Below are 13598 nucleotides of genomic sequence, written 5' to 3'. Positions count from 1 at the left end.
GAGGCTGGGACAAAAAGTATATAGGCCATATAAAAACCGAACCATCTTCATTGATAGTTCAGTTTTTGTTAGCAAATCTTCGTATAATCTAAGTGCAACTAAGGCTTCCTCCATAAAGCTTGGCGATGAGTGGACGTTTTTTAGCTATATATTAGCGATTTCAGTCACTATATTTGCGTTTTCTTGTCAAATATTCGCGATTAGGCTTTTAAAGCTCATTATAACTGGCCCCTGAGTAAAGAAGGCGAGTATATTTCTACTGCAACTCTATAAAATGAAATCGTGAAAACCGTATAAATGAAACGTTATAGGCAGTTATGCTAGAATAAGAACCAACAGATTGAAGGAGGGTCCTTGAATGAGTGAAGATCAATCTTCTGGCAAAAGGAAGAGTAATCCGTTTACGATAATTAAAGATGATTCGACCGACGGCCATGGTGGTTATGGCGCGGGAACAATCAGTCTTGAGAATATGTCATCGGTCATTGTCGATCCTAATGAAGACCGTGCGTTTGTCGACATGGGCGCGATGCATGCCCGCAGTGAAGTGGAACGCCGTGTGAAGTTTTTGCCGAACAAGGACGAGGTGCCAAATGGCAAGCTATATTGGATTGTCTGGGTAACCGTTGAGAAAGGTGAAAACGGACCATATTATGCTGGTGTGGCAGGAAGTGAGATCCGTGTTGACCGCTCCATTAAACGAGCATATAAATCAATGCCGCAGCATGTAACCCATATGGAGAAATCACTAAAAGGGAAAATTATTCTGGAGCACATGGATGACCATTCCAAAAAACTGCTGCGTGATTTCCTCGTCGATTTCAACGAAGAAATGTGGAATAACTCAACAGACGAACTGAAAGAAGTACTGCCGGAATAAGTGAACATTTTGTGACTTAATTGTGAACACTGGTCGAAATTGTTGTATCTTAACCTGGAAGTTTGTAAAATAATTGTACATGGGCTAACTCATGTATTGCTAGGACGCAAAAGAGGCTGACTCGTACGTAAACGGACATTACGGGAGTCAGCCTTTTTTGTATTCCTTTTTAGGATGCTATTTAAAAAATGTTGTTTTTGTCACAAAAACTATAAACTGCGACGTTAGAGAAAACTTAGTATGAAGCGTCTGTCGTCGCTTCGGAGATGCACTTCGCTTTCCGCGGGTGGCTGTTGAGCCTCCTCGTGCTTTGCACTCCGGGGTCTCAACGAGGCCTTCTCTCCCGCAGGAGTCTACGTGCATTTCCTCCGCTTGCATAGCGTTGATTGGAGTGGAAGGCAGGTGACTCCAACGGGAAAAGCAACAGCTGAAAATCCCGCAGGAAGTGGTTTTCTTCCGAGGAAGTTGAAGCGTTGCCCGTGGAAAGCAACTGCCTGAAGCGGAAATCAACCTCACCTTTATGTCGCAATTTCTATCAATTTCGAAGGTGAAAGAGCAACATAATCTGAGAAAAGAGTTCTTCTAAAACAACATTTCAAACAATCGCTGGAAGAGTCCTTTCTTATCCTTTTTCTTCTCTTTCTCAGGCTCCTCGCCACCCGGGAGATGTACAGAGCAGTATTCCGTTGGCTCGGTACCTTTTTCAAAATACATTACTCGGCTCGTTTCACAGTACGTGGAAGCTCGTTCACCAGATTCAGGGTCGATTGGAACACCGACAACCCCTGCTGGCATATCAAAGCGCTTCAAAGGTTTATCCTGATGGGCGGCCTCCATAAAACCAGCCCAAATATCTTTCGCATACGCTTCCTCGGCAGTTCGTACAATTTCCTTACTGTTGTCATATCCGGTCCAGATTCCAGTCACAAGGTCCGGACTGAACCCGATCATCCAGCTGTCCGTATTTGTGGTTCCTGATTTAGCTGCATATGTCCTGCTCAGTTCATCTGCAACAGTTGACCCAGTTACTGACATATATCCGTTCAAGGTACTGTCAAAAATACCTGTCATCAGCTGCGTCAGGATAAATGTCGATTGCGGATCAAGGACTCGCTCGCCTTGTTCACTCTCACGCGTATAAACTTCTTTGCCATTACGGTCGACAATTCGGGTGATAGTATGGCTATCGATTTCATAACCACCATTGGCAATCATTCCGTACCCTGTAACCATATCTTCAACAGTGACCGATGCGGTTCCAAGGGCTAGCGACGGAACCGACGGTAAATGGCCATCGATACCGAATTTCTTCGCTGTTTTGACGAGCGTTTCCGGACCAAGGTAAAGATTTGTCCGGACTGCATAGACGTTATCTGATAGTGCCAGCGCCTGGGCAAGTGAAATCGGTTCATAGGCATAATAGCCATTGTAGTTGCTCGGCTGGTATACCTCGCCATTTTCCAGTTCAAACGATGTCGGCTTGGACATCAGCATGGTAGTAGGATCATACCCATGAATGAGCGCTGCATAGTACAGAAACGGCTTAAAGGTGGACCCGGCCATCCGTTTAGCCTGAACTGCCCGGTTAAACTGGCTTTCTTCATAATCCCTACCACCGACAAGTGCTCGAATTTCCCCTGTTTCAGGGTTCAGTGCCATCGCGCCGATCTGTATTTCACTGCCTGAATCGATTACCGAATTAGCCTGATTCTCCAACTCCTGTTGTCGCTCGGTATCAAGGGTGGTGTAGATTTCGTATCCGCCCGACCGGACCCTTTCCGCATTCATTTCAAGAATGCTGACTGCTTCCTGCAAGACGGTATCCTGAAAATAAGGGGCTACCGCTGTCCGTTTTTCTTCTTTTTTGGCTACATAGTTGAGATGTTCTCGTACTGCCAGGTAATACTCCGGATTGGATATATCCCCGTTTTCTTTCATCAGGGCGAGAATCCTTTTTTGCCTTGTTTCGGCATTTTCCAAATCGTTCAGCGGAGAGTAATAGGACGGTCCCTTCGGAATAGCAGCAAGCATGGAGGATTCAGCCAAGGTCAATTCACTGGCTGATTTGTCAAAAAAATACCTGCTGGCTGCTTCGATTCCGTATGCTCCGTGTCCGTAATAAATGGTGTTCAAATACCCCTCCAGAATTTCATCTTTCGAATAGAACATTTCGAGCCGGACGGTATAGAACGCTTCCTTAATTTTACGAGTCCATGTTTTTTCAAAGGTAAGATAAAGATTTCGGGCATACTGCTGTGTAAGCGTACTTGCCCCTTCTTTTAAAGAGAGGGTAGTCAGGTCAGACATCACTGCACCTGCAATCCGCTTTAAGTCAAAACCATTATGGTTGTAAAAATATTGATCCTCGATTGCAAGCGTGGCCTCAATGACTTCAGGCGAAATATCCTCAAGCTCCATCCAGTATCTGCTCTCGCTGCCACGCTCCTCGCCAATAACCTCTCCATCCCTGCTATAATAGATGGTGTTTTGGTCACTGGTCAGATCAGGCGGTCCGAGGAAATAACTGACCAGGTAGACGCCCGTAAGGAATAAGACACCACTCGCCAGACCGATTACGGGCAGCCAAAGCATAAACTGGCGCCATTTTGCCTTTTTTGAATTGTTATTTGGTGGTAATTTAAATAATTTCTTCATCTCTTTTTAGCTCCAATTGGATGTGTTCATTATTTCCATTATGGGAAAAGATAAGTAGAAATAAACTTGGTGCAAAAAAATACACATAGATATTGCGTTTTTACAGAACTCGGCTATAATTACTCCAGTTAAACATGGAAGGGGATTTTTTTATGGGAATCTGGTTTACCGAAAAACAGACAGCTAACTTTGGCATAACAGCAAAGATTAAACAGACCCTCGCTGCAGTGCAAACCGATTATCAGGAATTGCAGATGCTTGAAACCGAAGAATGGGGCAACATGCTTGTCCTTGATGATATGGTTATGACAACGGAGAAAGACGAGTTTGTCTATCATGAAATGGTCGCCCATGTTCCACTGTTCACCCATCCGAATCCGAAAAAAGTTCTTGTTGTTGGTGGCGGCGATGGCGGTGTGATCCGGGAAGTACTTAAACATAAATCAGTCGAAAAGGCAGTTTTGGTTGAAATCGATGGACAGGTCATCGAGTATTCAAAAAAATATTTGCCAACAATTGCCGGAACACTCGACGATGACCGTGTGGAAGTGAAAGTGGATGACGGGTTCATGTATATCGCGGAAAGTGAGCGGGATTTCGATGTAATTATGGTTGACTCAACGGAACCGGTTGGACCAGCAGTCAATTTGTTTTCCCAGGGATTTTACGCCGGGATTTATAAAGCACTGAAAGATGACGGGATTTTTGTGGCACAGACGGACAATCCATGGTTCAAAGCGGATTTAATCCATCAGGTGTACCACGATGTCAGCGATATTTTTCCGATCACCAACGTATATACAGCGAACATCCCAACCTATCCTAGTGGCTTGTGGACATTTACAATGGGAAGTAAAATACATCACCCATTAAAAGTGAAGGACGAACGATTCACCGAAATAGAAACGAAATATTACACACCAGAAATTCATACTGCAGCATTCGCACTGCCAAGATTTGTGAAAGACCTGCTCGACTGATAATAGAGGATGGGGTGTTATTATGCGGTTTGATGAGGCATATTCAGGAAAAGTTTTTATTATGGCACGTAACGACTTCGAGAATGCTCAGGCAGTCATCTATGGAATGCCGATGGACTGGACGGTAAGTTTCCGGCCAGGATCCCGGTTCGGACCTGGCAGGATCAGAGAGGCATCAATCGGACTCGAGGAATACAGTCCGTATATGGATAAACATCTCGAAGAAGTGAATTATTTTGACGCCGGTGATATCCCGCTTCCATTTGGAAATGCGGAGCGAAGTATAAACGCGATTGAAGAGTATGTCGCGACCCTCGCCGAACACGGAAAGTTTCCGCTGGGGCTTGGCGGCGAGCATCTGGTGACATGGCCGGTTATCAAAGCGTTACATAAAAAATATCCGAACATGGCGCTTATCCATATTGACGCCCATGCCGATTTACGCGAGGAGTATGAAGGTGAGGCATTATCTCATTCTACTCCGGTCCGAAAAATTGCCGGGCTGATCGGTTCGGAAAATGTATATTCATTCGGAATCCGCTCGGGTATGCGCGAGGAATTCGCCTTTGCAAAAGAAAGCGGAATGCATATGGCAAAATATCATGTTGTTGATCCGCTCCGGGAAATTTTACCGGAACTCAGTGGCCGGAAAGTTTATGTTACAATCGATATCGATGTTCTGGACCCGGCATTTGCACCAGGGACAGGCACTGCCGAAGCAGGTGGTATTTCATCGAGTGAACTGCTCGAGGCGATTAAACTGATTGCCGATGCGGACATGGAAGTAATTGGCGCGGACCTTGTGGAAGTAGCACCAGCATACGACCATTCGGAGCAAACCGCCATTGCAGCAAGCAAGTTTGTCCGGGAAATGCTGCTTGGCTGGGTAAAATGATTTCTTTTATTGCTTAACCCATGTAATTATCGCTATAATAGGAAATTATACGAAGCAGGAGCGATTTGATGACGACTAATGCAGAACCATTGACGGTAGCGGTGGAACTGAAGACGGTAATCGATGATAATGGACAGATGGAATACAATACGGTAAATGAAACAGGCCAGTTTTACCGGAAAAATAATCTGGATGTCATTAAATATGAAGAAACCGATGATAATGGTTCACCGGTAAAGAACCTGATCACCATTCAGCCGGAAAAGGTCAATGTAAAACGTTTAGGCGCATTGACAATGAACCAGCAATTCCGTATGAAAGAAACTACGGAAAATATCCTTAAACACCCGTATGGGAATATACATATGGAAACATTTACGGAAACAATGGAGTACCGATCAATTACGGATACACATGAGGGCCAGCTGGAGCTTGGCTACTCTGTAAAAATGAACGGACAGGATCCGCGCAGACACCAGTTAACATTGACGATTAAGAAGGAGGTTACCCAATGAACGTACTGACACAGACCGAAGACGTGTTAAAGCAGGAAATCGCTGCCGCTGTATTAAAAGTGGACCTTGCGAGCAAAGAAGAACTGCCGGAAATTATTCTGGAAAAACCGAAAGACAAGGCGCACGGCGACTATGCAACTAACATCGCCATGCAGCTTGCTCGGATTGCCAAAAAAGCACCACGCCAGATAGCTGATGACATTGTCGCTAATCTCGATGAGACAACAGCGTCCGTTGAAAAGGTGGAGATTGCTGGTCCGGGCTTCATTAATTTTTTCATAAAAAGTGATATCCTCGGTGAACTGATTCCGACGATTCTTAAGGCGGATACCGATTATGGGAAAACTGATGCCGGTAAGGGCGAGAAAGTTCAGGTTGAATTTGTTTCAGTGAATCCTACTGGTGACCTGCACCTTGGGCATGCACGCGGCGCCGCATATGGCGATGTGTTCTGCAACGTGCTTGATGCAGCAGGCTATGAAGTACAGCGTGAATATTACATTAACGATGCCGGAAATCAAATCGATAACCTGGCAGCATCAGTGGAAGCGCGCTATCTTCAGGCACTCGGACATGATGCTGCGATGCCTGAAGACGGATATCATGGTGCCGATATTGTTGGCATTGGAAAAGAACTTGCTGAGGAGTTCGGTGATAAATGGGTGGATGCCGATAAAGGGGAGCGGTTCACTTTTTTCAAAGAATACGGTTTGAAGTACGAACTCGATAAGCTGAAAAAAGACCTTGCTGATTTCCGTGTTGAATTTGATAACTGGTTCTCCGAGCAGTCACTGTACCGCGATAATAAAGTGGAAGCCGCGGTAGAAACACTGCGGGATAAAGATTATGTATATGAAAAAGACGGAGCAACATGGTTCCGCTCAACCGAGTTTGGTGATGATAAGGACCGTGTACTCATCAAGCAGGACGGAAGCTACACATACCTTACTCCGGATATTGCTTATCATAAAAATAAAATCGAGCGCGGCTTCGACAAAATTATCAACGTATGGGGCGCTGATCACCACGGCTATATCCCACGGATGCGCGCAGCTATCCAGGCGCTTGGTTACCCGGGTGAGAAGTTCGGCGTGAAAATTATTCAGATGGTCAGCTTGTTTGAGGGCGGCGAGAAAGTCCGCATGAGTAAACGGACCGGAAACGCATACTCACTAAGGGATTTGATGGACGAGGTTGGGGTGGATGCGACCCGTTACTTCTTTATGATGCGTTCCAACGATACACAGTTTGACTTTGATTTGGATCTCGCACGGTCCCAGTCCAATGATAACCCAGTGTATTACGTTCAGTACGCGCATGCCCGGATTTGCACGATGCTGAAGCAGGCAGTGGAAAAAGGATTTGCTGCGGATGCGGAGTTCAATTCGGAACTTCTTACCGCTGAAAAAGAAACTGATTTGCTCAAAAAGCTTGGTGACTTCCCGAAAGTCGTTGCCGATGCAGCGGAGAAACAGGCACCACATAAGATTACCCAATATGTGTTCGACCTGGCATCACTGCTTCACAGCTTCTACAATGCCGAGAAAGTGCTGAATCCGGACGATCCGGAACGTACCAACGCACGTATCGCCCTAATGAAAGCAGTTCGTATTACCATTGCAAACGGACTGGGCCTACTTGGCGTCACTGCACCGGAAAAAATGTAATAGTTATGGATGCCTGCAGGAGTGAATTCCTGTGGGTTTTTTATGGTTTAAGATAGAAGTGAGGTTCCCCGGGTTGGCCTAAAATGACCAATATATATAGAATAAAGGAATGAGGTTCCTCAAAGCAGGGAACTCCTTTGCATTTGACTGAATTATGATTCGGAATAATGATCAATATAGGTCTAGAAGGCCGACCTATCATACTATTAAAATATGACAATTCTCACAGCTGGCTAAATATCAGTTGACTGAATGATCATTCACATATAAAGTAATAGTATAATCCATTTTAAAACAATAGCGAAAATTTGCCTCATTTCAAAAAATGCAATCGCTATCATTTTGGTTATACTTACACAGAGGGGGAGCGGATGATGGATACATTTTTACTTATAAACCTGCTAGCATTCATTGCGGTAGTCATCTATGGTGTGTATTTGTTCGCTAAAGTAGTAGCTACACGGTACGCTTACATTAAGCTCGGCCGCGAAGCCGAATTTGACCGTGATTTTAAGGAACGGTTCCGCCGGATAGGTAAAATCGTTTTTGGGCAGTCGAAACTATTAAAGGATAAGAAATCAGGAACCATCCACGTAATGATGTTCTATGGATTCCTTCTTGTCCAATTTGGTGCAATTGATATGTTCATCAAGGGGCTTGCACCCGGCCATCACTTACCATTTGGGCCATTTTATGATGGATTCGTATTTTTCCAGGAACTTGTTACTTTAATGATCCTGGTTGCTGTTATTTGGGCGTTTTATCGCCGCTATATTGAAAAAATTGTCCGCTTGAAGCGCGGGTTCAAAGCAGGACTGGTTCTTATTTTTATTGGCACGCTGATGCTATCCGTACTTGTCGGAAATGGTATGTCACTTCTTTGGCATGGTGAAGAGCTCGGCTGGAGTGAGCCGATTGCGAGTTCAATAGCAGGCGCGTTCAGCTGGATGTCATCGTCCGCCGCAATGGTAGTTTTCTATATTGCTTGGTGGGTTCATACTATTACGATTCTGGCATTTTTAGTCTACGTGCCGCAGTCCAAGCACGCACACCTGATTGCAGCACCAATCAACGTGTTTATCAGTAAGCGTGTTCCAGGGAAACTAAAAACAATAAACTTTGATATTGATGAAGACACCGAGCAGGATGAAGATGAAATTTCATTCGGGGTCGGTAAAGTGGAAGATTTTGAGCGTCCACAAATGTTGGATTTCTATGCTTGTGTGGAGTGCGGGCGTTGTACGGATGTCTGCCCAGCATCAGGGACAGGGAAAATGCTGTCGCCAATGGATATCATGGTAAAATTGCGTGACCATCTCAGTGAAAAGGGTGCCGCGATTACAGGGAAATCTCCTTGGGTGCCAGCATATGCATTTTCAAACACACGAGGAGCACAACTCGCAAGTTCGGGCTCCAATGAAGCAGCTGCCAGCATGGAGAGCGTAAGCATGATTGGTGATGTTATCACTGCTGAAGAACTTGCCGGATGTACAACTTGCCGTAACTGTGAAGAAGCATGCCCGGTAATGAACGAGCACGTTGGTACCATCGTTGATATGCGTCGCTACCTGGTGATGACGGAAGGTAAGATGGATCAGGAGCAGCAGCGTGCTGTTATGAATATTGAGCGTCAGGGGAACCCATGGGGTCTATCCAAAAAAGACCGTATTAAATGGCGTGAGCTTGATGAATCTGTTCATATTCCAACAGTTAAGGAATTGAAAAAAGAAGATAAAGATTTCGAATATCTTTTCTGGGTCAGCTCAATGGGGGCTTACGATAACCGCAGTCAAAAAATCGCGTTAGCATTCGCCAAGCTGATGAACCAGGCTGGAATCAGTTTTGCAATCCTTGGTAATAAAGAAGCGAACTCCGGAGATACGGCACGCCGTATCGGAAACGAATTTCTTTTCCAGGAGATTGCTGAAAAGAATATCAAAGAATTCAACAAGCATGATGTTAAAAAAATCGTTACAATCGATCCGCATGCGTACAATATCTTTAAAAATGAATACCCGGATTTCGGCTATGAAGCAGAAGTTTATCACCATACCCAAATGCTGTATGACCTGGTGATGAATGGTAAACTTAAACCGCAGCGTGAAATCAATCAGCGCCTCACCTACCATGATTCCTGCTATCTTGGCCGGTACAATGGCGTGTATGATCCACCGCGTGAAATCCTGCGTTCAATTCCTGGCCTGGAACTAGTGGAGATGGACCGAAACAAGGAAAACGGGATGTGTTGTGGTGCAGGTGGTGGTCTGATGTGGTCAGAAGAAACAACCGGTAACCGGATTAATGTTGCACGGACCGAGCAGGCAATGGCTGTCAAGCCTACCATGATTTCCAGTGCGTGTCCGTATTGCCTGACTATGCTCAGTGACGGAACAAAAGCGAAGGAAGTCGAGGAGGATATCAGCACGATGGACGTTGCGGAAATCCTGGCACTGTCTGTATTCGTGGAAGATGAAGTTAAGACCGCATAAGTACATGCTGGTTTTTAAGTGAAAGTAAAAAGTATGGAAGGTATAATAAGGAGTGAGGGGTAATCTTGGTTGCCCCTCCACTTTTTGGAATACAAACTGAGCGAGCGTTCAATCGATAATGAAACGAATCGTATTCGAGCAGCCATGTTATTTTTTTCCAAAATAAAAGAAAGCGTTATCAAAGTTTAATCTATAAATCTACTATATAAACGAAAGGGAGTTTGAGAGCATGCGTAAAACAGTAATTGTATCCGGTGCAAGAACACCATTTGGTAAGTTTGGGGGAGCACTTAAGCCATTTACCGCATCCCAGCTTGGCGGCAAGGCAATTCGTGAGGCACTTAACCGTGCCGGGCTTGATGAAAAAGAGATTGATGAAGTAATCATGGGGACTGTCTTACAGGGCGGCCAGGGTCAGATTCCATCCCGTCAGGCAGCACGCGAAGCAGGAATTCCGTGGAATGTTAAAACAGAAACCATCAACAAGGTTTGTGCATCAGGACTTCGCAGTGTGACACTAGCCGACCAGTTGATTCGCCTTGGCGACGAAGATGTCATCGTGGCAGGGGGAATGGAAAGTATGAGTAATGCACCGTATTTTCTGCCGGATGCCCGCTGGGGAAATCGTATGGGTGACAAATCTGTCAAAGACATGATGGTACACGATGGCCTGACGTGCTCATTTAAAGGGGTACATATGGGCAACTACGGCAATAGTACCGCCGAGGAGTATGAACTTACCCGGGAAGCGCAAGATGAATGGTCATACCGCAGTCATCAGCGTGCGGTTAAGGCTATCGAGAATGGTAAATTTTCTGAGGAGATTGTAGCTGTTGAAGTGCCGCAGCGAAAAGGTGATCCGGTTGTAGTCGATACCGATGAGGCGCCACGTAAAAATACCAGCTTGGAATCACTAGGAAAACTTCGCCCGGCATTTGACCCAGAGGGAACCATTACTGCCGGTAATGCACCTGGTGTCAATGACGGTGCTTGTGCATTCGTTGTTATGTCGGATGAAAAAGCTGAGAAACTCGGAAAGACTCCGATGGCAACAGTGCTTGGCCATGCCGAGGTAGCTGTCGAAGCGAAGGACTTCCCGCAAACACCTGGACTGGTAATCAACAAATTACTTGAAAAAACAGGTCATCAAAAAGACGATATCGATTTATTTGAGATTAACGAAGCATTTGCTGCAGTATCACTTGCCAGCGGAAAAATCGCTGGAATTGATCCGGAAAAAGTCAATGTAAACGGTGGTGCAGTAGCGCTTGGACACCCAATCGGCGCAAGCGGTGCTCGGATTATTTTGACATTGATTCATGAATTGAAACGTCGCGGCGGCGGACTTGGCATCGCAGCAATCTGCAGTGGTGGCGGCCAGGGCGATGCAGTACTGATCGAAGTACCAAAACAGTAACCGTTAAATTACATTCACAATCAAGAAAGGGGACATACACATATGGCAATAGAAAAAGTAATGGTAATTGGCGCAGGGCAAATGGGAGCCGGAATCGCGCAGGTATGTGCTCAAGCAGGTTTTGAGGTTCTTCTTAATGACGCAAATCCTGAAGCACTCGAAAAAGGAATGAAAAACATCGAAAAGCTGCTTACCCGTGCTGTGGAAAAGGAGCGGATAAGTGAATCTGATAAGACGGAAACACTGAACCGCCTTCATAAGTCAGAGCAGCTGAAAGATGTTAAGTCCTGTGATTTGGCCATTGAAGCAATCGTTGAAAACATGGACGTGAAAACTAAAGTATTCGGCGAGCTTGATACATTCGCGCCAAAACATGCAATTCTGGCATCAAATACGTCTTCACTTCCTATAACAGAAATTGCGGCATCAACCGAACGGCCAGACCAGGTGATTGGCATGCACTTCATGAATCCGGTACCGGTGATGAAGCTTGTGGAAATCATTCGTGGGCTTCAGACAAGTGACGAAACGTATCAGGCGATTGAAGATATGACGAATAAATTGTCTAAAACACCTGTCGAAGTAAATGATGCTCCAGGGTTCGCGGCAAACAGAATCCTGATGCCAATGATCAATGAAGCGATTTATGCAGTACATGAAGGGGTCGCTTCGGTTGAAGATATCGACACAGTCATGAAGCTCGGTATGAATCATCCGATGGGACCGTTGACTCTTGCTGACTTCATTGGTCTCGATACGTGCTTGTACATTATGGAAGTGCTGTATGAAGGATTCGGTGACAGCAAGTACCGGCCATGTCCATTACTGCGCAAGTACGTTAAGGCCGGCTGGCTCGGAAAAAAATCAGGTCGTGGATTTTACCAATATTAAAGACAGCCGTGTGAAACTGGAAGGGGTATAATGATGAATCTGATTTTTTCTGAAGAACAGGATATGATGCGCAAAATGGTTCGGGATTTTGCCCAAAAAGAAGTACAGCCGGAGATTGAGCGGATGGAAGCGGAAGATCGCTTCCCAAAAGAAATCATCCAGAAGATGGGTGAACTCGGTCTGATGGGAATCCCGATTCCTGAGGAGTATGGCGGCAGCGGCATGGATTATACATCGTACATTATCGCAATCCATGAACTGTCGAAAGTCAGTGCGACTCTCGGTGTTATTTTATCGGTCCATACATCTGTTGGGACGAACCCAATCCTTTATTTTGGCACCGACGAGCAGAAAAAGAACTATCTCCCGAAACTTGCATCCGGTGAATATCTTGGTGCTTTTGCCGTAACTGAGCCAGGTGCCGGGTCTGATGTCGCCAATTTGAAAACACGTGCCAAACGCGATGGCGATAATTATATTTTAAATGGATCGAAAATGTTTATCACCAACGGCGGTGCGGCTGATACGTTCATCACCTTCGCCCGCACAAGTGACGAAGATGGTGCAAAAGGTGTAAGTGCCTTTATAATAGAAAGAGATACGCCGGGATTTTCAATAGGAAAAGCTGAGCGAAAAATGGGTCTACATGGTTCAAGTACCGTAGCACTCAATTTCGATCACTGTGTCATACCAAAAGAGCAGCTCCTTGGAAACGAAGGGGAAGGGTTCAAGATTGCGATGGCTAACCTGAACGTTGGTCGAATTGGTATTGCAGCGCAGGCACTCGGAATCGGTGAAGCAGCCCTTGAACACGCTGTCAACTATGCAAAAGAACGCGAGCAATTCGGAAAACCAATTGCCACCCACCAGGGGATTTCTTTTAAACTGGCAGATATGGCGACCGAGGTTGAGGCTGCGAAACTGCTTGTCTATAATGTTGCTTCTCTCGTGGAGCGTGATATCCCGTGCAACAAAGAAGCCTCGATGGCGAAAATGTACGCCTCTAAAACCGCTAGAAAAACAGCGATCGAAGCCGTACAGATATACGGCGGTTACGGGTACACCGAGGATTACCCGGTCGAACGCTTTTTCCGTGATGCCAAAGTAACGGAAATCTATGAAGGAACCAACGAAATCCAGCATATCGTAATAGCTAAAAATATACTGGGACAGAGGGTCTGACCCCCTGTCCCACTCAAACAACGACTG

The 13598-nt window shown here is 45.5% G+C and carries 10 protein-coding genes; 9 read left to right on the top strand and 1 reads right to left on the bottom strand.

The genetic code is table 11. The features are described from left to right. Nucleotides 1–358: 358 nt before the first annotated feature. Nucleotides 359–880, top strand: a complete 522-nt coding sequence (locus tag ACFO3D_RS07815) for a YwhD family protein (RefSeq protein WP_390294498.1) — start codon at nucleotides 359–361, stop codon at nucleotides 878–880. A gap of 582 nt (nucleotides 881–1462) precedes the next feature. Here the strand turns inward: ACFO3D_RS07815 and ACFO3D_RS07810 are convergent. Beyond that, complete coding sequence (locus tag ACFO3D_RS07810) at nucleotides 1463–3535, bottom strand: transglycosylase domain-containing protein (RefSeq protein ID WP_390294496.1); 2073 nt, start codon at nucleotides 3533–3535, stop codon at nucleotides 1463–1465. 152 nt (nucleotides 3536–3687) lie between these two features. Between ACFO3D_RS07810 and speE the strand changes: the two genes are divergently transcribed. The 8 genes from speE (at nucleotide 3688) to ACFO3D_RS07770 (ending at nucleotide 13571) form a co-directional block, all read left to right on the top strand. Next, nucleotides 3688–4515, top strand: coding sequence for a polyamine aminopropyltransferase (gene speE / locus ACFO3D_RS07805; protein ID WP_390294494.1), 828 nt, complete (start codon nucleotides 3688–3690; stop codon nucleotides 4513–4515). Between the two features lie 22 nt (nucleotides 4516–4537). Continuing rightward, nucleotides 4538–5410: an agmatinase gene (gene speB / locus ACFO3D_RS07800; protein WP_390294492.1), complete on the top strand. Its 873-nt coding sequence runs from the start codon at nucleotides 4538–4540 to the stop codon at nucleotides 5408–5410. 68 nt (nucleotides 5411–5478) lie between these two features. Next, a complete protein-coding gene (locus ACFO3D_RS07795) occupies nucleotides 5479–5925 on the top strand; it encodes a YwiB family protein (protein ID WP_390294490.1) in 447 nt (148 codons plus the stop codon). Beyond that, entirely contained in the window at nucleotides 5922–7592 is a 1671-nt protein-coding gene (gene argS, locus ACFO3D_RS07790; protein WP_390294488.1) for an arginine--tRNA ligase, read from the top strand. The genes ACFO3D_RS07795 and argS overlap by 4 nt, the downstream gene beginning before the upstream one ends. Before the next feature lie 374 nt (nucleotides 7593–7966). After that, entirely contained in the window at nucleotides 7967–10081 is a 2115-nt protein-coding gene (locus ACFO3D_RS07785) for a (Fe-S)-binding protein (protein ID WP_390294486.1), read from the top strand. 229 nt (nucleotides 10082–10310) lie between these two features. Continuing rightward, complete coding sequence (locus ACFO3D_RS07780; RefSeq protein WP_390294484.1) at nucleotides 10311–11498, top strand: acetyl-CoA C-acetyltransferase; 1188 nt, start codon at nucleotides 10311–10313, stop codon at nucleotides 11496–11498. 42 nt (nucleotides 11499–11540) lie between these two features. Then, the gene (locus ACFO3D_RS07775) at nucleotides 11541–12389 is read left to right on the top strand and encodes a 3-hydroxybutyryl-CoA dehydrogenase (protein ID WP_390294482.1); all 849 of its coding nucleotides are present in this window, start codon (nucleotides 11541–11543) and stop codon (nucleotides 12387–12389) included. A gap of 33 nt (nucleotides 12390–12422) precedes the next feature. Continuing rightward, on the top strand, nucleotides 12423–13571 hold the full coding sequence (locus ACFO3D_RS07770) for an acyl-CoA dehydrogenase (protein WP_390294480.1): 1149 nt from the start codon (nucleotides 12423–12425) through the stop codon (nucleotides 13569–13571). Nucleotides 13572–13598: the final 27 nt, after the last annotated feature.

Source organism: Virgibacillus kekensis (assembly GCF_042654125.1).
Taxonomy (GTDB): Bacteria; Bacillota; Bacilli; order Bacillales; family Amphibacillaceae; genus Lentibacillus; species Lentibacillus kekensis.
Note: the sequence above shows the minus strand (reverse complement) of the source record. Positions and strands in the feature narration are given on the sequence as shown.